The organism is Streptococcus sp. FSL L8-0526, from assembly GCF_038007145.1.
GTDB classification, from domain to species: Bacteria; Bacillota; Bacilli; order Lactobacillales; family Streptococcaceae; genus Streptococcus; species Streptococcus thermophilus.
Map to the genome: position 1 here is coordinate 1,041,690 of NZ_JBBOWP010000001.1, position 24,663 is coordinate 1,066,352.

Sequence of the window (24,663 nt, forward strand, 5' to 3'; positions counted from 1 at the left end):
CCTTTTTATGCATTTTATAAATAAGAGTAGTGAAGTTGTTAGCCTCAAATCACTATCTTAGATGACACAGCTTTCACACTGGTTAGAGCCAACCTCTTCGCCGTCATCTGTGTAAGTACGGATGTAGTAGATTGACTTGATTCCTTTGTTAAAGGCGTAGTTGCGAAGGATAGAAAGATCACGAGTTGTTAGTTTATTTTCTGTTTTCCATTCGTAAATTTCTTTAGGCAACTCACTACGCAAAAATAGGGTTAATGACAAACCTTGATCAACGTGTTCAGTCGCAGCGGCATAAACGTCGATAACTTTACGCATGTCCATGTCGTAGGCTGAAGTGTAGAAAGGAATAGTGTCTGTTGAAAGACCGTTGGCTGGATAGTAAATTTTTCCGATTTTCTTCTCTTGACGTTCTTCAATACGTTGTGTGATTGGATGAATAGAAGCAGAACAGTCGTTAATGTAAGAGATTGAGCCATTTGGCGCAACAGCCAAACGGTTTTGATGGTAGAGACCATCTTTTTTAACGAGTTCACGTAGTTCCTCCCAATCCTTGGCTTGTGGGATGAAGTGGCCTTCGAAAAGTTCTTTAACACGGTCAGATTTAGGAACGTATTGCCCTGTAACGTATTTATCAAAGTAAGAACCGTCAGCATATTTTGAATTCTCAAAGCCGACAAAGGTTTCTTGACGTTCACGGGCGATATTGTTAGACTCAACTAAAGTCCAGTAGTTCATAAGCATGAAGTAGATATTAGTGAATTCAACAGATTCTGGGCTACCATACTCGATATGGTGTTTAGCAAGGTAAGAGTGAAGCCCCATAGCTCCTAAACCGAAGGTATGAGCTTGTTGGTTCCCATTTTTTATTGATGGAACGGCATCGATACTTGAGTTGTCTGTAACAAAGGTAAGCGCACGTGTCATAGCCTTAATGGAACGACCAAAGTCAGGTGAAGTCATCATGTTCATGATATTAGTAGATCCAAGGTTACATGAGATATCTGTACCGAGTTTAACAAATTCTTGAGAATCGTTAAGTTCACTTGGTGTTTGAACTTGGAGAATCTCAGAACAGAGGTTGGACATAACAATTTTACCATCAATTGGGTTATGTCTGTTAGCTGTATCAACGTTGATGATATATGGGTAACCAGATTCTTGTTGGAGTTTAGAAATTTCAGTTTCTAACTCACGCGCATTAATCTTAGTTTTGGTGATATTAGGATTGGCAACCAATTCATCATACATAGCTGTAATATCAATGTAGTTATATGGTTTACCGTATTCTTTTTCGATAGAGTAGGGGCTGAAGAGATACATATCCTCATTATTACGTGCTAACTCGTAGAATTTATCTGGTACTGTAACACCTAGTGACAATGTCTTAACACGTACCTTTTCATCAGCGTTCTCTTTCTTAGTTGAAAGGAAGGCAAGGATATCTGGGTGGAAAACATCCAGATAAACAACACCAGCACCTTGACGTTGACCGAGTTGGTTTGAGTAAGAGAAGCTGTCTTCAAAAAGCTTCATAACTGGGACAACTCCAGAAGCAGCACCAGCATATCCCTTGATAGGAGCACCAGCTTCACGTAGGTTAGAGAGGCTAATACCAACCCCTCCACCAATACGTGATAATTGGAGAGCTGAGTTAATAGAACGACCGATGGAATTCATGTCGTCCGTTACTTGGATAAGGAAACATGAAACGAGTTCTCCACGACGACTACGTCCAGCATTTAAAAATGAAGGAGTAGCAGGTTGATAACGTTGGTGAATCATTTCGTTAGCAAGGTCACTAGCCAGGTTTTCATCACCGTCAGCAAAGTAAAGAGCATTAAAAAGAACACGATCTTCAAAACTTTCAAGGTATGTCTCGCCATCGTTTGTTTTGAGAGCATACTGTTGGTAGAACTTGTAGGCTGCCATGAAAGATTGGAAGCGGAATTTTTGAGCATGAATTTCTGCAGACAATTTTTCGATGAAAGCAGGTTCATATTTACTGATGAATTCAGACTCAATATAGTCGTTTTCAATCAAATAATTAATTTTATCTGTGATGCTGTTGAATGCCATTGAATTTGGCTTAACATTTTCAAGGAAAAAGGCACGAAGCGCTTCTTTATCCTTATCCAAAGGAATCTGACCGTTTACGGGACGGTTAATTTCGTTGTTGAGGCGGAAGTAAGAAACATCGCCAAGATTTTTTAAAGACATAATACAGATACCAGGCCTAGTTTAAAGGTTAAAGTTAACATATTAAACTAAGCAAACAAGTTCCTTTCTATATAAAAATTTGATAATAAATTTGATAATTAAAGGATTTCTTTAAGTTTAGCCGGTTGAAAACCTGAAAAGACGATATCACCTGCTTCAATGACTGGAGCAGCGGTAAAACCTAGACTTTTGACGTAATCAATTTTTTCTGGTTGTTCATCGATGTTGATTTCTTCGAAATCAGCACCTTCCTTTTCCAAGAATTTTTTTGTCATTTTGCATTGCATGCAGTCGTTTTTTGAAAACAATGTAATCTTTGCCATTGCAAATACTCCTTTTTAAAAGATTTTCAGTGACTAGGTGTCACTTTTTCGACTTTAATAGGATACCCAAAATATTGGGAAAAATCAAGCTAAATTACTTAAGGAAATACAATATTTTGTGTTTAGTATTGAAACACAACCCTATATATTGTGTTTTGAAGGCTTTTTAAGTTTCTTAAATTAAATAGAATTTATTTATGGAAATGGATAAAATTCCAACAACTGACTGAAGATGTAATAAAACATCACACCAGATTGCCAATTTTATTTGTTTTTTTAACAAAAACAGTGTAGAATAAAGGAAATTTTTAACTAATGGAGGTTCAAGTATGCAAGAATACTGTTCAAATCTAACTGTAAATGGTAAGATATTCTCTTTTTATGATCTCGAAAAAGTAGCAAAATCCTATGATGTTAAGGTCGAAGAACTACCTTATAGCATTCGAATACTACTTGAAAGTCTCCTCCGAAAAAAAGATGGCATTGACGTTAAGGAATCTCACATTTCTGATCTGATGAAATTTCCGAATTTTCCAACAATTTCTGAAGTACCATTTAAACCAAGTCGCGTCATTTTACAAGATTTCACAGGGGTTCCTGTTGTCGTTGACTTGGCCTCAATGCGGGATGCTATAGTGGCTAATGGTGGTAAAGCAGAACTTATTAATCCAGAGATTCCAGTAGATTTAGTCATTGATCACTCTGTTCAAGTCGATTCATATGGATGTGACACAGCGCTTGAAGATAATATCAATCTAGAATTTAAACGTAACAATGAGCGCTACGAATTTCTTAAATGGGCCGAACAGTCTTTTGAAAATTACCGTGCGGTTCCACCAGCTACAGGTATTATCCATCAGGTTAATATTGAATTTCTAAGTGATGTTATTATTGAAAAAGATGGGCTACTATATCCTGACTCTATGTTTGGTACAGATAGTCACACAACGATGATTAATGGTATTGGTGTTCTGGGTTGGGGTGTCGGAGGAATCGAAGCTGAAGCAGCTATGCTAGGTGAAGCTTCCTATTTCCCAATTCCAGAGGTTATTGGTGTACATTTAACAGGTGAACTTCCTAAAATTGCTACGGCAACAGACTTGGCTCTCAAGATTACTCAAGTACTTCGTTCTGAAAATGTTGTTGGTAAATTTGTAGAGTATTTTGGTTCTGGCTTAAAGAGCCTATCTCTAGCTGATCGTGCTACAATCGCTAATATGGCACCAGAGTATGGGGCAACTTGTGGTTATTTCCCTATTGATGACGAAACTCTTAACTACATGCGTTTAACTAATCGTGATGAGGAACATATCCAGGTCACTGAAGCCTACACAAAAGCCAATCATCTGTTTTATGACCCAAGTAAAGAAGCCAAGTATACCAAGGTTGTTGAAATTGATTTGTCAACCATTAAACCTTCTATCTCGGGTCCTAAACGTCCTCAGGATTTGATTCTCTTATCCGATGCTAAGCAAGAATTTCAGGATGCAGTGGTACGAGAAGCAGGTGTGCGTGGCTTTGGATTGGATAAGAAAGAGTTAGAAAAAACGGCAAAAGTTGAATTTGAGGATCATTCTGAAACAATTCAAACGGGACATGTGGCCATTGCAGCGATCACATCATGTACCAATACCTCAAATCCTTACGTTCTTATGGCGGCTGGTCTTTTAGCTAAAAAAGCAGTTGAGAAAGGGTTAAAGGTATCTCCAACGGTGAAGACATCTTTGGCACCAGGTTCTAAAGTTGTTACTGGTTATCTTAAAGCTTCAGGCTTGCAAAGCTACTTAGACAAGCTTGGCTTCAATTTGGTAGGTTACGGTTGTACGACGTGTATTGGTAACTCGGGAGATCTACGTCCTGAGGTAGCTAAAGCTATTGTAGACAAGGACTTACTAGCGAGTGCCGTTCTGTCAGGAAATCGTAACTTTGAAGGGCGTATTAATCCTCTCGTAAAAGCAAATTTCTTAGCTAGCCCACCATTGGTTGTTGCCTACGCTTTGGCTGGTAACACTAATATTGATTTGACAAGGGAGCCTTTAGGTTTTGACGACAATGGGCAAGCTGTCTATCTAGAAGATATTATGCCATCACGTGATGAAATTGAAGCTTATGTTGATAAATACGTAACCCGTCAACTTTTTCGAGACAAATATGCTAGTGTCTTCTCTGACAGTGAGAAGTGGAATGCCATTCCTACTGAACAGAGCCAAAATTATAAATGGAATGAGAAGTCTACCTATATTCAAAATCCACCTTACTTTGATGCTTTAGGAGATGATTTGACCATTAAACCATTGAATAATTTAAAGGTATTGGCTAAATTTGGAGATACGGTTACAACAGACCATATTTCTCCAGCAGGTAATATTGCTAGAAACAGTCCAGCAGCACGCTATTTGTCTGGAAATGGTGTAGATTATCAAGAATTTAATTCTTATGGCAGTCGTCGTGGAAATCATGAAGTCATGATGCGAGGAACTTTTGCTAATATTCGTATCAAAAATGAGTTGGCAGAAGGAAAAATTGGTGGATATACTAAATATGAAGGTGACATTCTACCTATATATGATGCTGCTATGAAATATAAAGAAGCTAATCGAGATACACTTGTAATTGCTGGTAAGGATTATGGTATGGGCTCAAGTCGTGACTGGGCAGCTAAAGGGGCAAATCTCCTTGGTGTGAAAGTAGTACTTGCTGAGAGTTTTGAGCGTATTCACCGTTCAAATCTAGTCATGATGGGAATTTTGCCGGTACAATTTATGGAAGGAGAAAATGCTGGAACTCTTGGATTGACAGGACATGAGATTTTTAGCTTTGATCTTTCAGAAAATCCAGGTGTTCATGATGTTATTACTGTTACAGCTTCAACACCTGAACAAACCAAAACTTTCAAAGTACTGGTTCGTTTTGATGCAGATGCTGATATTCGCTACTATAAAAATGGTGGTATCTTGCCAATGGTTGTAAGAAAAAAATTAAAGGGAGCCTAAAATGACAACAGTTGAAATTAATGGACTTAAGGATATGATTGCCTGTAATACTAGGATTTCATCTATTATTGATGACCATTTATCCTATGCAGGATATGATATTTCCGAGTTTATGAATAATAAGGCGTCTTTTGAGGAAGTAATTTATCTGCTGTGGAATGGTCATCTTCCAACGCAAATGGAACTCAAGTATTTTGAGGCCGAGTTACGTAAGAACTATGATATTTCAGATGCTGTAGAACAATGTATTCTCATCCAATCTCGCCCCCATTTACACCCGATGAGTGTTCTTCGTTCAACAGTTTCCCTACTTGGTGTATATAATGTGGATGCTGAGGAAAGATCCATGGAAGCTGTTTATCAGCAAAGCATCGAATTAATGGCTAAATTGCCAACTATCATCACGACTTTTGCACGTTTACGTACTGGTAAAATGCCTCTTAAACCACGGAAGGATTTAGGATTTGCAGCGAATTTTCTTTACATGTTGAATGGTGCTGAACCTTCTGAAATTGAAATCGAAGCTATGAATAAGGCTTTAATTCTTCATGCTGACCATGAATTGAATGCCTCAACATTTGCGGCGCGAGTTTGTGCTTCAACCCTAACAGATATCTATTCTTGTATTACGACAGCTATTGGTGCCCTGAAAGGTCCACTTCACGGTGGGGCTAATGAACGTGTCTTTGATATGCTAAAAGAAGTTCGTGAATCTGGTGATGTCAATGCATACTTGCAGGAAAAACTTGATTCTAAAGAAAAAATCATGGGATTTGGGCACCGTGTTTACAAGAAGAAAGATCCTCGTGAGATTTTCTTAAGAGATATGGCCAAGAAGTTGACAGAGGGTACAGAGAATGAAGAATTCTTTAATAAGTCTCAAGAAATTGAAGAGTTCATGAGAGATAAGAAAGGGTTGATTCCTAATGTGGACTTCTATTCAGCCACTGTATATCATACTCTAGGAATTGACAGCGATATCTTTACACTCATCTTTGCTATGAGTCGAGTTGCCGGTTGGATTGCACATATTCACGAGCAACAAAAAAATAACAAATTGATTCGTCCACGTTCACAGTATATTGGACAAGAAAATATGACTTATATTGCTTTAGAAAAACGTTAGGGAGGAAAAAAATATATGGCAGAAAGAATCCTTATGACTAATGGCAAGCTCAAAGTTACTGATAATCCGATTATTCCTTTTATTGAAGGAGATGGTGTTGGACGTGATATTTGGAAGAATGCTCAAGCAATTTTTGATAAAGCGGTAGAAGTAGCCTATGGAGGACAGCGTCGTATTGAGTGGCAAGAGTTTTTGGCAGGTAAAAAGGCTTTTGATAAAACAGGTGAGTGGCTGCCGCAAGAAACTTTAGAGGCTATTCGAGAAAGCCTGGTAGCTATTAAGGGGCCACTTGAAACACCTGTCGGAGGAGGAATTCGCTCTTTAAATGTAGCTTTACGTCAAGAACTTGATCTCTACGCTTGTGTTCGACCAGTTCGGTATTTCGAAGGAGTAGCAAGTCCACTTAAGGAACCAGAAAAAACAGACATTACTATTTTCCGTGAGAATACTGAGGATATTTATGCAGGAATTGAATGGGAAGCAGGAACGGTCGATGTAGAGCGCGTTATTACTTTTTTTCAAACAGAAATGAATGTCGATAAAATTCGCTTTCCCAAGTCAAGTAGTATTGGAATTAAGCCAATTTCAATAGAAGGAAGTAAACGATTGATTCGTTCAGCTATTGACTACGCTCTTAAGAACAATCTAAAGAAAGTGACATTGGTGCATAAAGGGAATATTCAAAAATTCACAGAAGGTGGCTTTCGTAAATGGGGCTATGAAGTGGCTGAGGAAGAATATAAGGAAGAAATGCTTGCTGGCCGTCTAGAAGTTAATGATATAATCGCTGATAATTTTCTACAACAGATTCTTTTGAATCCCGAAAAATTTGATGTTGTTGCATTAACCAACTTGAATGGTGATTATGCAAGTGATGCTCTAGCTGCTCAGGTTGGTGGTATCGGAATCTCCCCTGGAGCTAATATTAACTATCAAACAGGCCATGCTATCTTTGAAGCTACTCATGGAACGGCTCCAGATATTGCGGATCAAGATAGGGCTAATCCTTGCTCTATTCTCTTATCTGGCTGTATGCTTTTAGAATATATCGGTTGGTCTGAAGCAGCTGAACTCATTATAAGTTCTATTGAAAAAAACTTTAAATCAGGAATTTTTACAGCTGACCTAGCCTTTGGAAAACGAGCCTATTCAACCAGTGGTTTCAGCAATCAAATCCTCTCAATTATATGATTGTTTTTGCTCAAAAACGAAAATTAGTGATTGAAAACAATATGAAAGAAATTTTCTGAAAATATTGTGAATAGGTAAAGACTGGTGTTTGATTATGGTTTGAAAAATGAAAATAGGAAATTAAATGAGAGATTAGCTTATGAAAAACTTTTACAAAGTGCGTTTTAACCTTGATAAAATCAAACAGCTATGTTATAATTCTAGACTGTAAGGGTTATCATTGATAACTCAAATATTCCAAATTAAGAAGGAGAGTCCATTATGGCTTCTAAAAATTTCCACATTGTTGCAGAAACTGGTATTCACGCACGACCAGCTACTTTGCTTGTTCAAACAGCAAGTAAATTTGCTTCAGATATCACTCTTGAATACAAAGGTAAAAAAGTTAACCTTAAATCTATCATGGGTGTTATGAGTCTTGGTGTTGGTCAGGGTGCTGACGTAACTATTACTGCAGAAGGTCCTGACGCTGATGATGCAATTGCAGCAATCGCAGAAACAATGACAAAAGAAGGATTGGCATAAAAATATGACAAAAGTGCTTAAAGGAATCGCGGCATCTGATGGTGTTGCAGTTGCTAAGGCATATCTACTTGTTCAACCAGACTTGTCATTTGAAACTGTTACAGTTGAAGATACAAGTGCAGAAGAGGCTCGTCTAGATGCTGCTCTAGCGGCATCGCAAGACGAGCTTTCTGTTATCCGTGAAAAAGCAGTTGAAAACCTTGGTGAAGAAGCAGCAGCCGTTTTTGATGCTCATTTGATGGTTCTTGCTGATCCAGAAATGACTGGTCAAATCAAAGAAACTATCCGTGCTAAACAAGTTAATGCCGAAGCTGCTTTGACAGAAGTAACTAACATGTTTATCGCGATCTTTGAAGGTATGGATGATAACCCGTACATGCAAGAACGTGCAGCAGATATTCGTGACGTTACTAAACGTGTGCTTGCACACTTGCTTGGTAAGAAATTGCCAAACCCAGCAACAATCAATGAAGAATCAATCGTTGTCGCTCATGACTTGACTCCATCTGATACAGCTCAGTTGAATAAAAAATTTGTAAAAGCCTTTGTTACTGATATCGGTGGACGTACTAGTCACTCTGCAATTATGGCTCGTACACTTGAAATCCCAGCAGTCCTTGGAACAAACAACATAACTGAACTTGTTAAAGATGGCGACATTTTAGCGGTTTCAGGTATTACCGGTGAAGTTGTTATTAATCCAACTGAAGAACAAATTGCTGAGTTTAAAGCAGCTGGTGAAGCTTACGCTAAACAAAAGGCAGAATGGGCTCAACTTAAAGATGCTCCAACAGTTACTGCTGATGGAAAACACTTCGAGTTAGCAGCAAATATCGGTACACCCAAAGACGTTGAAGCTGCTAACGATAATGGTGCAGAAGCAGTTGGTCTTTATCGTACAGAATTCTTGTATATGGATTCTCAAGATTTCCCAACCGAAGAAGACCAATATGAAGCATACAAAGCGGTTCTTGAAGGTATGAACGGTAAACCTGTTGTTGTTCGTACAATGGATATCGGTGGGGATAAGGAACTTCCTTACTTTGACCTTCCTAAAGAAATGAATCCATTCTTGGGTTACCGTGCATTACGTATTTCTATCTCTGAAACTGGTAACCAAATGTTCCGTACTCAATTACGTGCCTTGCTTCGTGCATCTGTTCACGGTAAATTGCGTATCATGTTCCCAATGGTTGCTTTGTTGACTGAGTTCCGTACTGCTAAAAGTATTCTTGAAGAAGAAAAAGCTAAATTGGTTGCTGAAGGTGTTGCCGTTGCAGACGACATCGAAGTAGGTATCATGATTGAAATCCCAGCTGCAGCAATACTTGCTGACCAATTTGCTAAAGAAGTTGATTTCTTCTCAATTGGTACAAACGACCTTATCCAATACACAATGGCTGCTGACCGTATGAACGAACAAGTTTCATACCTTTACCAACCATATAACCCATCAATCCTTCGCTTGATTAACAACGTTATTAAGGCAGCTCACGCTGAAGGTAAATGGGCTGGTATGTGTGGTGAAATGGCCGGTGATCAAACTGCTGTTCCACTCCTTGTCGGAATGGGCTTGGATGAGTTCTCAATGTCAGCTACATCAATACTTCGTACACGTAGCTTAATGAAGAAACTTGACACAGCTAAAATGGAAGAATACGCTAACCGTGCACTTACTGAATGTTCAACAATGGAAGAAGTTCTTGAACTTTCAAAAAAATATGTTAACGTAGATTAATCAAAAAAGTGGAGGCTTGAGCTTTCACTTTTTTTATATCTAAGCAGAGAGAAAGGATTTAACTCGTCCTTTGGTTAGGAGTAAAATACGTCTAACCTAGGTTAATAATTTTTAGTATTTTTTTGTCAAAATTTTCTGAATACTCCTCATTTAAATGTTGGAATATTGCTAAAAAAGTGATAGAATAGATTTTATAATAGATAAAAGGAGTTACTATCTTGGCTAAACAATACAAAAACTATGTCAATGGTGAGTGGAAAACATCTGAAAATTTCATTACTATTTACGCACCTGCAAACGGTGAGGAACTTGGGTCTGTTCCAGCTATGAGCCAAGCTGAAGTAGATGAAGTCTACGCAGCAGCTAAAGCAGCACTGCCAGCATGGCGTGAACTTTCATATGCTGAACGAGCAGCTTATCTTCATAAAGCAGCTGATATCTTGGAACGTGATGCAGAAAAAATCGGACAAGTTCTTTCTAAAGAAATTTCAAAAGGTTTGAAATCTGCAATTGGTGAAGTTGTTCGTACTGCTGAAATTATTCACTATGCAGCTGAAGAAGGCTTGCGTTTGGAAGGTGAAGTACTTGAAGGTGGTGCTTTTGATGCTGGTAGCAAGAAAAAAATTGCTGTTGTTCGTCGGGAACCAGTAGGTCTTGTCCTTGCTATCTCACCATTTAACTACCCAGTAAACTTGGCTGGTTCTAAAATTGCCCCTGCCTTGATCGCTGGTAACGTTGTTGCCTTCAAACCACCAACACAAGGTTCTATCTCAGGGCTTCTTTTGGTAGAAGCGTTTGTTGAAGCTGGTATCCCTGCTGGTGTCTTGAACTCTATCACAGGACGTGGTTCAGTTATTGGTGACTACATCGTTGAACACAAAGCAGTTGACTTTATCAACTTTACAGGTTCGACTCCAGTGGGTGAAAATATCGGTCGTTTGGCAGCAATGCGTCCAATAATGCTTGAACTTGGTGGTAAAGATGCTGCTATCGTTCTTGAAGATGCTGATCTTGACTTGACTGCTAAAAACATTGTGGCTGGTGCCTTTGACTATTCAGGACAACGTTGTACAGCTATCAAACGTGTTCTTGTAATGGATAGTGTTGCAGATGAATTGGTAGAAAAAGTAATAGCTTTGGTCGGTAATATCACTGTTGGTATGCCTGAAGAAAGTGCAAGTGTTACACCACTTATCGATACGAAAGCTGCTGACTTTGTTCAAGGTTTAATTGATGACGCAGTTGAGCAAGGTGCTATTGCTAAAACTGAATTGAAACGTGAAGGAAACCTTATTTACCCAGCTGTCTTTGACCATGTAACTACTGACATGCGTCTTGCTTGGGAAGAGCCATTTGGTCCAGTGTTGCCATTCATCCGTGTATCTTCAGTTGAAGAAGCAATCAAGATTTCTAACGAATCTGAATTTGGACTTCAAGGTGCTGTCTTCACACAAGATTACCCACGTGCATTCGCAATTGCTGAGCAACTTGAAGTTGGTACAGTTCACATCAACAACAAAACACAACGTGGTACAGATAACTTCCCATTCCTTGGTGTTAAAGGATCTGGTGCCGGAACTCAGGGTGTGAAGTACTCTATCGAAGCTATGACTCGTGTGAAATCAACAGTATTTGATATTTCAAACTACTAAGTGTTAAGCCAGTCAATAATTATAAAAAGTAAAGAGGGCCTTAGTTATAAGGCTCTTTTTCTGTAAGAATCTGGTATAATAGAATTAAATTTTGAATAGAGTGAATTTTCTGATAATAAATAAATCTTATTTTTATTTGGTGATGAAGATACATGAGTTAGAAGTGCCTTACACTGGTAAACTTCGTCGTGTGCGTGTTCTTCTGCCTAAAAACTATGAAACAGATAGAGATAGATCCTACCCTGTCGTGTATTTTCATGATGGTCAGAATGTTCTTTATAGTAAGGAGTCATTTTCTGGCTATTCTTGGAAGATTATTCCAACATTCAAGCGTAACCCTGATATTTCTCGTATGATTGTTGTAGCCATTGATAATGATGGTCCTGCTCGTATGAACGAGGATTCTGCATGGAGTATCAAGAATCGAATATCCCAGGTGTGCAGTTTGGCGGTAAGGGCGTAGAGTATGCCGAGTTCATTATGGATGTGGTAAAACCCTTTATTGATAAGGAATACCGCACACTTCCAGACCGACAACATACTGCTATGATTGGATCTTCTCTTGGTGGTAATATCACTCAGTTTATGGGACTTGATTACAAGAATCAAATTGGCTGTTTAGAGGGGTATTTTCTTCAGCCAACTGGTTGCATCAGGAGGCCTTTGATTGATATATATCCCGTCAAGATCTAAATGCTAATCAACGTGTCTATATCTATGTAGGGACAGAAGAAGCCGATGATATAGACAAAACTCTGATGGCTGGTAATTTTAAGCAGGCTTATATTGATTCGTCTCTATGATTTTATCATGATTTGATTGATCGTGGGGTTGATTTGGAGAATATCAAGATTCACATTCAATCTGGAGCTGAACATAATGAGGGGGCCTGGGCCGAGAATCTACCTGACTGTCTTCGCTTTTTCACTGAAAACTAGGAATAGTCATACTTGCCATAACTATTTAAATTGTAATAAAGGAAATGAATTAAAATATGAATACCGAACATCTTAGCCACTGGAGTGGTCATCTTAATCGTGAAATGTATGTTCATCGTTATGGGCACGCTGGTTATCCCTGTCATGGTTTTTGCTTCATCAGGTGGTAGCCGTAACGAATACTATGACTTTGGTATGATTGATGCTTGTGCACGTTTTATTGAAGAAGGACGTGTACAATTCTTTACACTTTCAAGTGTAGATAGTGAAAGTTGGCTTTGCAATTGGAAAAATCCACACGATCGTGCTGAAATGCATCATGCTTATGAACGTTATGTTATCGAAGAGGTCATTCCATTTATCTAACATAAGAGTGGTTGGTTCGATCCGATGATGACAACAGGTTGATCAATGGGAGATTACCATGCTCTTAATTTCTTTTTGCAACGCCCTGATATTTTCAATAAAGTAGTAGCACTTAGTGGTGTTTATGATGCTGGTTTTTTGTTGGAGAGTTTGGAGGAGATGAGGCTATTTACCAAAATTCACCATCAGATTATATTTGGAACCAAAATGATGGTTGGTTTATTGATCGTTATCGTCAAGCTGAAATTGTTGTGTGTACAGGTCTTGGTGCCTGGGAACAATATGGTCTTCCTTCTTATTACAAACTTAAGAAAGATTTTGAACAAAAGAATATTCCAGCTTGGTTCTCTGAGTGGAGCCACGATGTTGCTTACGATTGGGATGGTGGTGCAAACAAATGCCTTGTTTCCTTGATAACATGAACCTATAATATCGTATCTAAGCTATCTAAATAACTATCAAAGAGGAAGCAATAATGAATTATCTTGTTATTTCACCATACTATCCACAAAACTTCCAACTGTTTACAGTCGAACTTGCTAATAAGGGAATCACAGTTCTTAGTATTGGTCAAAATCCATATGAACAGTTGGATCAACCTTTGAAAGATGCTTTGACTGAGTATTTCCGTGTGGAAAATTTGGAAAACTTGGAAGAAGTGAAACGTGCGGTAGCTTTTCTCTTATATAAGCATGGATCAATAGATCGTATCGAATCCCATAATGAATACTGGTTGGAATTGGATGAAGCTCTTCATGAACAGTTTAATGTTTTTGGTGCTAAGCCAGAAGATCTTTAGAAGACCAAATTCAAGTCTGAAATGATGAAACTTTTCCAAAAGCTGGAGTGCCAGTTGTACCTGGTGCTGTTATTGCAACTGATGAAGATGTGGATAAAGCCGTAAAAGAAATCGGTCTTCCAATGATTGCTAAGCCGGTTAATGGGGTTAGTGCAGCTGCAACCTTAAAACTCGAAACAGAAGATGATATCAATCACTTCAAAGCTGATTGGGACCGTGAAATCGTTTATTTCTTTGAAAAAGTAAATTCAAGTGAAATATGTACTTTCGATGGTTTGGTTGATAGAGATGGTAATATCGTATTTTCAACTACCTTTGATTATGCTCACACTCCACTTGACTTGATGATTTACAAGATGGATAATTTTTACTATGTTCTTAAGGAAATGGATCCTAAATTGCATAAGTATGGTGAAGCCATTGTCAAAGAATTTGGTATGAAGGAACGTTTCTTCCATATTGAAATTTTCCGTGATGGTGATGATTATATTGCTATTGAGTACAACAATCGTCTAGCAGGTGGTTTCACGATTGATGTATATAACTATACACACTCTATCGATTTGTACAAGGGCTATGCAGATATCGTTGCTGGTGATCCATTCCCCGGATCTCACTTTGAACCACTTTATTGTTTGGTGACTTCACGTCGTGCAAGTTCTCATTATGCTTATTCATAGGAAGAACTTTTCGACAAGTATCGTAAATAACTCAAAGATAAGAAAATCATGCTAGCTACCTTTGCAGAGTTGCAAGTTGACTTCCTCTATATGTTGAAAACACCAAGTCGTGAGGAAATGGAACAAATGATTGAGGACTTTGGTAAAAAAGATTAATTTGTATATGTTAAAAGCACTTCAGAATCAACTGAAGTGCTTTTAACATATTTTATTTTTCGTGAATTTCTTGATTTTTAAGAACTATCTCTGAAACTTTAGCGAATTTTTTAAGCTTTTTGAGATCTTCTGGATGTGATACTAAGCTAATCACCCTACCTTCATTTCCCATACGGCCAGTACGTCCTGAACGGTGAGTATAGGCTTCACGGTCTCGAGGAATATCAAAGTTGATGACTACTTCAAGGTTTTCAATATCAATACCTCGTGCTAAGAGATCAGTCCCTAATAAGAGTGAAATCTCGTGATTTTTAAATTTTTCTAGAATAACCTTACGGAATTTGACGTTAATGTCACTAGCTAGTGATACAGCTGAAGCTCCGTTAAATTGGAGACGTTCTTCAGTAGCACCAAGATCAGAAAGGCTATTGAAAAAGACAAGACCACGGAAATCAGGAATATTGGAGAACTTACGAAGAAGTTCGACACGATTACGTTTATCAATGCTGATGTAATAATGTTTGATGGTGTCTAGTTCCTGATTAGATAGGTCATAAACGATAGTACTTTCGACAAGATCTTGACTATCAATTTTGTTGGTTGCTGAAATGTAAATCATTTGGTGGTTACGAGGGACATGGTGGCTGATTTTTGTTACGAAGTGATATTGACTATCACTGAGAAGCTCGTCAAATTCATCGAGAACAATGGTATTGACGTTCATCATTTTGATTTTTTTGAGTTTAATCAATTCAAAGACACGACCTGGAGTTCCAATAAGAATCTCTGGTCCTTTTTTCAGACGTTCAATTTGTCGTTTTTGACTAGAGCCAGAAAGGAAGAGTTGGGCAGTGATTTCTAGAGGTTCAGCCCATTGTTTGGTTACATCAAAAATTTGTCCAGCAAGTTCAGAGTTAGGTGCTAGGATAAGCAGTTGCTGAGCTTTTTTGGGCTTAAGAGAGAGAAGAAGTGGGAAAAGGTAGGCTAGGGTCTTACCTGTCCCAGTTGGACTGATACCTAAGATATTCTCCCCTTTAGTAATTGGTGTAAATAGTTCTTTTTGTATGGCAGTTTCTGTCGAGATTCCTTTTTCTTTAAGGAGGTTTTGCCATTGTTCAGGAAAGTTTTTAAACATAAATATAAAAGTCTCATTTTCTATACGGATTTGCTTTTATTATATCATGAATTAGTGTAGAATAGATATGAAAGACTATATTAGATAGGAATTTACCATGCCTAAAAAACCGATTATTATTGGGGTTACGGGTGGCTCTGGTGGTGGTAAGACCAGTGTTTCTCGTGCCATTCTATCCAATTTTCCAGATGAGAAAATTGCCATGATTGAGCATGATTCTTATTATAAGGATCAGTCACATTTGACTTTTGAAGAGCGTGTATCAACTAACTATGACCATCCTTTTGCCTTTGATACAGATCTTATGATTGAGCATATCAATGAGCTGATTGCTGGGCGTCCAGTAGATATTCCGATTTATGATTACACGCAACACACTCGTAGTAACAAGACCTATCGTCAGGAACCTCAGGATGTTTTTATCGTTGAAGGGATTTTGGTACTTGAAGATAAACGTTTGCGTGATTTGATGGATATCAAGCTCTTTGTAGATACTGATGATGACATCCGTATTATCCGCCGTATTAAGCGTGATATGGAAGAACGTGGTCGTAGTTTAGATAGTATTATCGAGCAGTATATCAGTGTAGTCAAACCTATGTATCATCAGTTTATTGAGCCAACCAAACGCTATGCGGATGTGGTGATTCCTGAAGGTGTTACAAATACTGTTGCTATCGATTTGATTAATACTAAGGTAGCTAGCATTTTAGAAGAAAGTCAGAAAGCCTAAGCAGGAGCTTGGCTTTTTTGGTATAATTAAAGCGTTATGATTATTTTACAAGGAAATAAAATTGAGCGCTCTTTCTCAGGAGATGTGCTCTTTGATAATATTAATATTCAGGTGGATGAACGTGATCGTATTGCTTTGGTTGGGCGCAACGGTGCTGGAAAATCAACCTTGTTGAAAATTTTGGTTGGAGAGGAAGCACCGACAAGTGGTGAAATCAACACAAAACGTGATTTGAACCTTTCTTACTTAGCTCAGGACAGCCATTTTGAGTCTAGTAATACCATCTATGAGGAAATGTTGAATGTCTTTTCAGACCTACGTGCAGATGAAAAACGTCTGCGTGACATGGAAATGAAGATGGCTGAGTTAACTGGGGAAGACTTGAACAAGCTAATGACAGACTATGATAGACTTTCCGAGGATTTCAGACAGCGCGGTGGTTTTACTTATGAATCTGACATCAGAGCTATTCTCAATGCTTTTAAGTTTAATGAAAGCATGTGGGGGATGCCTATTTCAGATCTCTCTGGCGGCCAAAATACCCGTTTGGCCTTGGCTAAAATTCTTCTAGAAAAGCCTGAGCTTTTGGTACTGGACGAACCGACGAACCACTTAGATATTGAGACTATCACTTGGTTGGAGAATTACTTAGTCAATTATCAGGGAGCTCTAATCATTGTCAGTCATGACCGTTATTTCTTGGATAAGGTGGCGACAGTAACCCTAGATTTGACCAAACATAGTTTAGATCGTTATGTCGGGAACTATTCAAAATTCATGGACTTAAAAGCTGAGAAGTTGGCCACCGAAGCCAAGAATTTCGAAAAGCAACAAAAGGAAATTGCTAAGCTGGAGGACTTTGTTAATCGTAATATTGTTCGTGCCTCTACCACGAAACGTGCTCAGGCCCGTCGCAAACAGCTGGAGAAAATTGAACGCCTGGATAAGCCAAAAGAAGGCCAGAAGTCTGCTAATATGACTTTTCATGTGGACAAGGTATCTGGGAATGTGGTCTTGACAGTTAGGAATGCTGCTATTGGTTACGGTGATGAGATTCTCTCGGAGCCTATTTCTCTGGATGTTAAAAAAATGGATGCTATTGCCATTGTGGGTCCAAATGGAATCGGGAAAACGACCTTTATTAAGTCGGTAGTAGGTAAATTGCCATTTATCAAGGGATCATCAACCTACGGTGCGAATGTTGAAGTGGGTTATTATGACCAAACACAATCAACCTTGACACCATCAAACACTGTACTTGATGAGTTGTGGAATGATTTTCCGACAACTCCTGAAGTTAAGATTCGTAACCGTCTGGGAGCTTTCCTCTTCTCAGGTGATGATGTCAAAAAGTCAGTTTCCATGCTTTCTGGTGGTGAGAAAGCTCGTCTGCTCCTAGCCAAATTATCAATGGAAAATAATAACTTTCTAATTCTGGATGAGCCAACCAACCACTTGGATATTGATAGTAAGGAAGTATTGGAAAATGCTCTTATTGACTTTGATGGAACACTTCTCTTTGTCAGCCACGATCGTTACTTTATCAACCGTGTGGCAACAAAAGTGATGGAAATCTCTGAGGATGGAGCAACTATTTATCTTGGAGATTACGATTACTATCTTGAGAAGAAGGCGGAGATTGAAGAATTAGCACGACTTGAAGCGGAAGAAAATCAAGATCCAGAGGAAACCCAAGTAGCTTCAGCGGGTGCTAGTAATTATCAAGCTCAAAAAGCTAGTCAAAAAGAGATCCGTAAACTGAGACGACGAATTGAGCAAATCGAAAATGAATTAGAAACCGTCGAAGAACGCTTGGGAAAAATCTCTATTGCCATGCTTGAAACCAATGATGTGGTGGAATTGTCTGACTTGCAGAAAGAACTAGACGACTTATCAGTCAATCAAGTGGCTCTGATGGAAGAGTGGAGTGATCTTTCGGAACAGTTGGAAAGTTAAACAAACATGGAAACCTTTTCGTATTTTAATTTGTAAAAGGATTTCATTGTTGTCATACTAGTCTTAGTATATAAAAGGAGACTAGATTTATGAACAAAGTGTATCGTAATACGAGATCTTTTCAAGATGATGACAAGGGGATCATTTGCCTTCTTTGTAATCTTGATGTTGGTAAGCCTCTATACTATTAAAGAGCCGTTAATGGTTAAGGGGCATTTATATTATGGGATGTGTTGGTTTGATTTTATCTTCATTTATGGTATCTAAGCTTGTCCGTGATAACCAAAAGATGAGGAAACCATAACAAACTCATTGCCCTAAAAACCTATTAATAATAGGAGAAGTCTGAAAAGGCTTTTTCTTTTTTGCAGAAAATGTACTAATATTCTGAGTTTTGCTAAATAGAAGTGTTATAATGGAATGAGATGGTCTGAGCACTTTGTTTTATGGTATCGGACCCAATGCAATGCCTTATAAGACTAATCATCGTATAAGAATACGTTAGTGAAAAGGTAGGTAATATTATGGAATTCAAAGTGAAAGATGGTCAAATCATCTATTATCGTGACCTCGGTAAAGGCTTTCCAATTGTCTTCTTGCATGGCAATAATTCATCAGGAAACTACTTTGGTAAGCAAGAAATTCTATATCGAGACTATCGTTTAATTTTCATTGATAGTCGTAATCAGGGCAGATCCAGTCGTCAGAGTGCTAAGATGACCTTTGAACAGATGGCTGCCGATTTGGAGGAGATTTTGCAATTTTTAAATATCAAAAAGGCTCTGTTTGTTGGTCACAGTGATGGGGCTAATCTAGCTATGGTTTATGCCAGTTACTTTCCTGGCCGGATTGCAGGGCTCTTGCTTAGTGCGGGGAATATGACTTTTAAAGGGTTGACCAGACGTTCAAGATGTCTGGTTTATATACAGTATTATTGCCTAAAAGCCTTATCACCATTTTCATCTAAAATGGACATCTTGGCTCAGGTAACGGAGCTCATGCTACATGATTTACCGCTGGATAGGGAACGACTACATCAGGCATCCTATCCTGTTTGGGTAGTTATGGGACAAAGAGATGTCATTAGTATTAGTCATTTAAGGGAGATTTCGGACCTCTTTCCAATTCATAAGCTCTATGTCGTGCGTCGACAAGGACACCGTTTAGCCCAACAAAAATACAAGGTTTTTAATCAAATGATCCGTGAGTTAGTTAGAATTAGTCGAAAAGAGGTGATGGCATGAAGCGACTTATAGAGAGACTTCAACCTTTAAAAACTGCCATTAAATCTGTCTTCTTTATTTCTATTGCGGTTCTTGTTGTTGTAGAGTTGATTCGTTTAAAACGAACGATCACTTTAGAATCGCTGGAGTTAGCTTTATCAGGTCTATCAATTTGGCATCTTGCTTTAATGGTAGTGATAGGCTTAGTTGCTGTGTTACCCATGCTCTTTTATGACCTTATCTTGAATAAGGAGCTAGAGACGGATTATTCCAAATCCTATATACTCGAAACGAGTTGGGCTGTCAATACCATTAATAACTTGGCTGGTTTTGCCGGTTTAGTTGACGTGGGATTGAGGTATTCCTTTTATTCTGAAGATGGGCATGAAAAGTCTAGTGTTAAGGCACTATCACGTTTATTGCCTTACTTCATGTCGGGCTTGTCGCTCCTAAGTGGCTTGGTGTTTGCTACCTTTTGGTTTTTCCCTCTAAGTCCTGACTTGAGAAAATATTGGTTACTTTTACTAGGAAGCTTTTTATACCTACCTTTTATTTTCTTTGTCTCAAGCCGCGAAAAATTGCCTTATTTTGGGCAAGTCCCTTTGAAAACGAGACTAAGCCTTCTTTTAGCATCGACTGCTGAATGGCTCACAGCTCTTGTGAGTTTTCTGAGTGTGGCTTATTTAATGGGTCTACATGTTCCTCTTTATAATCTGATTCCCCTATATTTTCTAGCGGTTATCATTGGTATCTCTTCCATGATTCCAGGTGGGATTGGTAGTTTTGATTTGATTGTGATTAGTGGTCTAACGTCTATGGGTGTCAGCAATGCTCTTGCGGTCAGTCTACTATTGCTCTTTCGTCTAACCTACTATATCATTCCATTTTTATTAGGTGTTGTCTTTTTTTTCAAACACATGGGAGGTCACATCAATGATAAATACTTCAATATCCCTTCACGAGTATTTGGTGGAAGTTTCCATCTTATCCTTGTTTATTTGTTACGTTTTTTAGGGATCTTCTTGATTTTATCTGCCCTAATCCCAGAAAGCTTGGCAAATGTTTACTTTATTAACCATTTCGATCCTATTCAGGAACAGTTGATCTGGCAGTTTCCAAGTATTTTATTTGGAACCCTCTTTGTTTTCATGGCTCGCCTCATCAGGCGACGCGTTAAGGGAGCTTTTATTGTATCCTTGCTTACCTTCGTCTTGACTTTGATTTACGTCAATCTCAATGGTACTTCCTGGACCATATCTTTCATGATTGTGCTTTCTACGATACTTATGTTACTTATAAGGAAAAGATTGAATCATCACTATTTTGTTTATAGCTGGGAAGACAAAACCAAGGATTTCCTTTTTTTAGCCTTTACTATTTTGGTTCTCCTTGTTTTGGGTGGTAGTGGTTTTTGGTCTCAGTTGTTACCACCTAGGAACCAAGATATTCTTGGACATTTTGTTCATATTTGGTTTGATATTTTACTGGCATCGGTGATCATTGCAACCATTGTTTGGCTTGTACTGAGAATCTTGGCACCTCGTAAGCATTTTGGTCAAAGCATGGATAATGAGCGTTTTACAGCACTTCTTGAGAAATATAGGGGGGCATCAGAAAGTGCTCTAGCTTATTTACATGATAAACGCCTCTTTTGGTATCGTGTCGATGGACAAGATCAGGTAGTTTTTCAATTTGCACAAACCAGTAACAAGTGTGTGATTATGGGCAATCCTATTGGTAATGAAAAATATTATCGTCCGGCTTGGGAAGCTTTCTTGAAAAACTTATCTGATTGGAATTTACAGGCTTTATTTTATGAGGCGAATGAGAGAGTGACCCTTATGCTTCATGATTATGGCTTTGACTTCATGAAATTTGGAGAAAATGCCATGGTTGATTTGACGACATTTTCTGTTGATGGTAAGCATGGTAAGAAGTTCCGTAAATCAACCAATCGTGTGGAAAAAGCAGGCTTCCGGTTTAAATTACTTAATCCTCCATTTTCGGAGACTCAAATGCAGGAAATGAAGGCAGTCTCAGATATATGGCTTAACGGTCGTAAGGAGAAAGGTTTCTCTCTTGGTTTTTTTGATGAAGCCTATTTACAACAAGCACCGATTGCTATCGTTGAGAGTAAAGAAGGAGAAATTGTGGCCTTCGCTAATATCATGCCAACCCAAAATAAACGGGTGGCAACCATTGATCTTATGCGTTATGACTTTAAAAAGGCTCCTGAAGGCATCATGGACTACCTTTTTGTCAAACTCTTCCAATACTTCAAAGCAGAAGGTAAGCAATACTTTGATATGGGGATGGCTCCCCTAGCTAACGTAGGTACTGAAGAAGATAGTTTTATAGAGGAAAAGGTTGCCAATTTAGTTTATGTTTTTGCTCAGCGTTTTTACTCTTTTAGTGGACTGCACCGTTACAAAGAAAAATTCTCTCCAATTTGGTCTCCAAAATACATTGTCTATCCAAAAAGAACCTGGCTCTTGTTTGATATGATTGCTATTTTCAGGATTGATAATCGTAAAATTGAAGATAAAATGAAGAAAAGACGTCTTTGGAAGTAAATACGACAAAAAAAGTGACCCTCCAGGGTTCACTTTTTTTGTTTAAAAGAATTATTTCTCGAATTCAGCTTTTGATTTTTTTTGTTTAAAAGAATTATTTCTCGAATTCAGCTTTTGATTTATTTTGTTTAAAAGAATTATTTCTCGAATTCAGCTTTTGATTTAGTATCTGCATACTCTTCAGCTATCTCGCTTGAGAGTATGTCATCATAACTTGGTAATTGAATATCCTGACCATATTTGTTACGAAGGGCAGTTGTTACCAAGCGGTAAGCAAGGTTAGCATTACGAGAAAGAATCGGACCATGGAAGTAGCTACCATAAACGTTTTTATAGTGGACACCTTCAGTACCATCTTCCTTGTTGTTACCATTACCGTAGACCACTTTACCAAGTGGTTTTTGATCATCGGAAAGGAAGGTGCGACCTTGGTGATTTTCAAAACCATAATAGGTTTCATTGAATTCTTCGTTATGAATCTTGATGTCACCGATGTAGCGGTTATTTTCCTGATTAAGGGTATAGTGGCCCATAACACCGATACCATCAATGCGGACACCATTGGCTTGGGTGTAATATTGTCCGAGAAGTTGGAAACCACCACAAATCGCTAAGATGACTTTGTTATCTTGAATGTATTGATCAATAGCGTCACGTTTTGACGGGAGATCTTTGGCAACGATGGATTGTTCGTAGTCTTGACCACCTCCAAAGAAGACTATGTCGTAGAGCTCCTTGTCGAAGTCGTCACCAACTGAAACGATATCGAAGGTCATCTTAGCGCCAAGCTTTTCCCCCACGTATTTCATCATAAGGACATTACCATTGTCACCATAAGTATTGAGAAGATTACCGTAAAGGTGGGCAACATTTAGGATATAGGTGTAGTCACGATTTTCTGGCGATTTGAGAGAAGTGTAAGTCATTAGTTCATCCCCTTTCTGACAGCATGACGTTGGGCCAGAATATCACGGAATTCAAGCATGGCAGTATAGGTCGCTAAGATATAGGCATGGTCGCAGTCTTGCTTTTCAATTAGGGTCATAATATCTTCGAGTTTTTCTGCTTGTGTAATTTTGTCCTCTGGATAGCCAGTTACACGCAGACGACGGGCAAGTTCAGAGTGACGGACACCACCAGCATTAATTTCAGGAATATCCATATCGAGAATGCTTTCGAAGTTGGCATCCCAAATCCAGCTGGTGTCAATACCATCAGCATAGTTGGCATTAAGAAGGACTGACAAGCTAAATGGATAGTCTGCAAGTTTAATCATATCCAGAGCTTGGCTAGCTCCAACTGGATTCTTAATCAGTACGAGAGTACATGATTTATCACCAATTTTAAAGGTTTCTTGGCGTCCAAAGACAGCACGACTCTTATCAAAACCAGCTTTGATTTGCTCTGGCGCAACGCCGAAGAATTCAGCGACAGAAACGGCAGCAAGGGCATTATAGATGTTGTAGAGCCCCCCAACGTTAATCTTGTAATCTTGACCGTCAATGATAAATTCAGAAGTGGTGTTGGTGATTTTTGTCAGCTGCGTTAGCTTATAATCTAATTCTGGACGGTGGAAGTCACAGTTAAGGCACATATAGTCACCCAAGTTAGCGTAAGTATTAAGGCGATACTGAAGAATACTCTCGCACTTAGGACACACAATTCCTTCAGTATTATAGTGTGTAAGCTCTGGCGCATGTTTTTCAGTATCAAAACCGTAGAAACGCACGGGATTGACTAGCTCTTTAGAATTAAAAAGAGGACTGTCCCCGTTAGCCAAAATAGTTGCCGCTGGCGCCTTAGCAGTACCATCTAAAATCATCTGATAAGTGGTGTAAATTTCACCGTAACGGTCCATTTGGTCACGGAAAATATTTGTGAAGACAAAAAGACTTGGAGTGATATACTCAGTGATTTTTGGAAGGCTGGCTTCATCAATCTCCAAGACAGCGATTTTCCTACCAGATTTAGCTCTTTTAGCAGTTAGAAAGGTGGAAGTAATCCCAGTGATCATGTTGGCTCCACTAGGGTTAGTTACAATTTCACCGTAAGCTTCTTTTAGAATACCAACTGTCAAAGCGGTTGTCAGAGTTTTACCATTGGTACCAGTGACAACGACGATTTCATAATCTTTAGCTAGTGTGTCTAAAATATTTTTATCAAATTTAAGGGCGATTTTTCCTGGGAGGGTTGAGCCACGTCCCAATTTTGAGAGAACAAAGTGACTAGCTTTACCTGCCAAGATACCCATAGTAGTTTTTATAGTCATGGTTTTATTTTATCATAAAAAGTAGTGATCGTAGCCTCAAAATAGTTTGAATTCATGTTATAATAGAAAC

15 protein-coding genes and 3 pseudogenes are annotated in these 24,663 nt (G+C 38.5%); 13 read left to right on the plus strand and 5 right to left on the minus strand.

The genetic code is table 11. The annotated features are described in order from the left end of the window. Positions 1 to 57: 57 nt before the first annotated feature. Positions 58 to 2,217 (minus strand): class 1b ribonucleoside-diphosphate reductase subunit alpha, encoded by a 2,160-nt coding sequence (nrdE, locus tag NSQ85_RS05475; RefSeq protein WP_179973828.1) that lies wholly within the window; start codon positions 2,215 to 2,217, stop codon positions 58 to 60. Positions 2,218 to 2,315: 98 nt separating this feature from the next. Continuing rightward, entirely contained in the window at positions 2,316 to 2,540 is a 225-nt protein-coding gene (nrdH, locus tag NSQ85_RS05480) for a glutaredoxin-like protein NrdH (RefSeq protein ID WP_024009957.1), read from the minus strand. A 329-nt stretch (positions 2,541 to 2,869) separates the two neighbouring features. On the opposite strand from nrdH, the gene acnA reads away from it, so the two are divergent. The 9 genes and pseudogenes from acnA (at position 2,870) to NSQ85_RS05525 (ending at position 14,704) form a co-directional block, all read left to right on the plus strand. Beyond that, positions 2,870 to 5,533: an aconitate hydratase AcnA gene (acnA, locus tag NSQ85_RS05485; protein WP_340781315.1), complete on the plus strand. Its 2,664-nt coding sequence runs from the start codon at positions 2,870 to 2,872 to the stop codon at positions 5,531 to 5,533. Between the two features lies 1 nt (position 5,534). Further along, entirely contained in the window at positions 5,535 to 6,659 is a 1,125-nt protein-coding gene (locus NSQ85_RS05490; RefSeq protein ID WP_011681299.1) for a citrate synthase, read from the plus strand. Between the two features lie 15 nt (positions 6,660 to 6,674). Continuing rightward, positions 6,675 to 7,850 carry an NADP-dependent isocitrate dehydrogenase gene (gene icd, locus NSQ85_RS05495; protein WP_179973826.1) on the plus strand — a complete coding sequence of 392 codons (1,176 nt, stop codon included), beginning with the start codon at positions 6,675 to 6,677 and terminating at the stop codon, positions 7,848 to 7,850. Between the two features lie 261 nt (positions 7,851 to 8,111). Then, positions 8,112 to 8,375, plus strand: a complete 264-nt coding sequence (locus NSQ85_RS05500; RefSeq protein WP_179973825.1) for a phosphocarrier protein HPr — start codon at positions 8,112 to 8,114, stop codon at positions 8,373 to 8,375. A 4-nt stretch (positions 8,376 to 8,379) separates the two neighbouring features. Continuing rightward, the gene (ptsP, locus tag NSQ85_RS05505) at positions 8,380 to 10,113 is read left to right on the plus strand and encodes a phosphoenolpyruvate--protein phosphotransferase (RefSeq protein ID WP_179973824.1); all 1,734 of its coding nucleotides are present in this window, start codon (positions 8,380 to 8,382) and stop codon (positions 10,111 to 10,113) included. Between the two features lie 218 nt (positions 10,114 to 10,331). Continuing rightward, the gene (locus tag NSQ85_RS05510; protein WP_179973823.1) at positions 10,332 to 11,765 is read left to right on the plus strand and encodes an NADP-dependent glyceraldehyde-3-phosphate dehydrogenase; all 1,434 of its coding nucleotides are present in this window, start codon (positions 10,332 to 10,334) and stop codon (positions 11,763 to 11,765) included. Between the two features lie 115 nt (positions 11,766 to 11,880). Continuing rightward, positions 11,881 to 12,703 (plus strand): annotated as a pseudogene (locus tag NSQ85_RS05515) (alpha/beta hydrolase). A gap of 56 nt (positions 12,704 to 12,759) precedes the next feature. Beyond that, positions 12,760 to 13,499, plus strand: a pseudogene (locus tag NSQ85_RS05520) (esterase family protein). A gap of 45 nt (positions 13,500 to 13,544) precedes the next feature. After that, positions 13,545 to 14,704: pseudogene (locus tag NSQ85_RS05525) on the plus strand (ATP-grasp domain-containing protein). A 52-nt stretch (positions 14,705 to 14,756) separates the two neighbouring features. On the opposite strand, the gene NSQ85_RS05530 reads toward NSQ85_RS05525, so the two are convergent. Then, entirely contained in the window at positions 14,757 to 15,839 is a 1,083-nt protein-coding gene (locus NSQ85_RS05530; RefSeq protein ID WP_179973822.1) for a DEAD/DEAH box helicase, read from the minus strand. A 97-nt stretch (positions 15,840 to 15,936) separates the two neighbouring features. Here NSQ85_RS05530 and udk point away from each other — a divergent pair, with 97 nt between their 5' ends. The 4 genes from udk to mprF all read left to right on the plus strand — a co-directional run bounded on the left by udk (position 15,937) and on the right by mprF (position 22,324). After that, positions 15,937 to 16,572, plus strand: a complete 636-nt coding sequence (gene udk / locus NSQ85_RS05535) for a uridine kinase (protein WP_179972013.1) — start codon at positions 15,937 to 15,939, stop codon at positions 16,570 to 16,572. A 36-nt stretch (positions 16,573 to 16,608) separates the two neighbouring features. Further along, entirely contained in the window at positions 16,609 to 18,528 is a 1,920-nt protein-coding gene (locus NSQ85_RS05540; RefSeq protein WP_179973821.1) for an ABC-F family ATP-binding cassette domain-containing protein, read from the plus strand. Between the two features lie 524 nt (positions 18,529 to 19,052). Then, on the plus strand, positions 19,053 to 19,772 hold the full coding sequence (locus NSQ85_RS05550) for an alpha/beta fold hydrolase (protein ID WP_179973820.1): 720 nt from the start codon (positions 19,053 to 19,055) through the stop codon (positions 19,770 to 19,772). After that, positions 19,769 to 22,324 carry a bifunctional lysylphosphatidylglycerol flippase/synthetase MprF gene (mprF, locus tag NSQ85_RS05555; RefSeq protein WP_179973819.1) on the plus strand — a complete coding sequence of 852 codons (2,556 nt, stop codon included), beginning with the start codon at positions 19,769 to 19,771 and terminating at the stop codon, positions 22,322 to 22,324. Before NSQ85_RS05550 ends, mprF begins: the two co-directional genes overlap by 4 nt. A 137-nt stretch (positions 22,325 to 22,461) precedes the next feature. On the opposite strand, the gene gatD is transcribed toward mprF, so the two are convergent. Together gatD and murT are read right to left on the minus strand one after the other, a co-directional pair. After that, positions 22,462 to 23,250 (minus strand): lipid II isoglutaminyl synthase subunit GatD, encoded by a 789-nt coding sequence (gatD, locus tag NSQ85_RS05560; RefSeq protein ID WP_179973818.1) that lies wholly within the window; start codon positions 23,248 to 23,250, stop codon positions 22,462 to 22,464. Continuing rightward, positions 23,250 to 24,593 carry a lipid II isoglutaminyl synthase subunit MurT gene (gene murT / locus NSQ85_RS05565; RefSeq protein WP_179973817.1) on the minus strand — a complete coding sequence of 448 codons (1,344 nt, stop codon included), beginning with the start codon at positions 24,591 to 24,593 and terminating at the stop codon, positions 23,250 to 23,252. Before murT ends, gatD begins: the two co-directional genes overlap by 1 nt. Positions 24,594 to 24,663 lie beyond the last annotated feature (70 nt).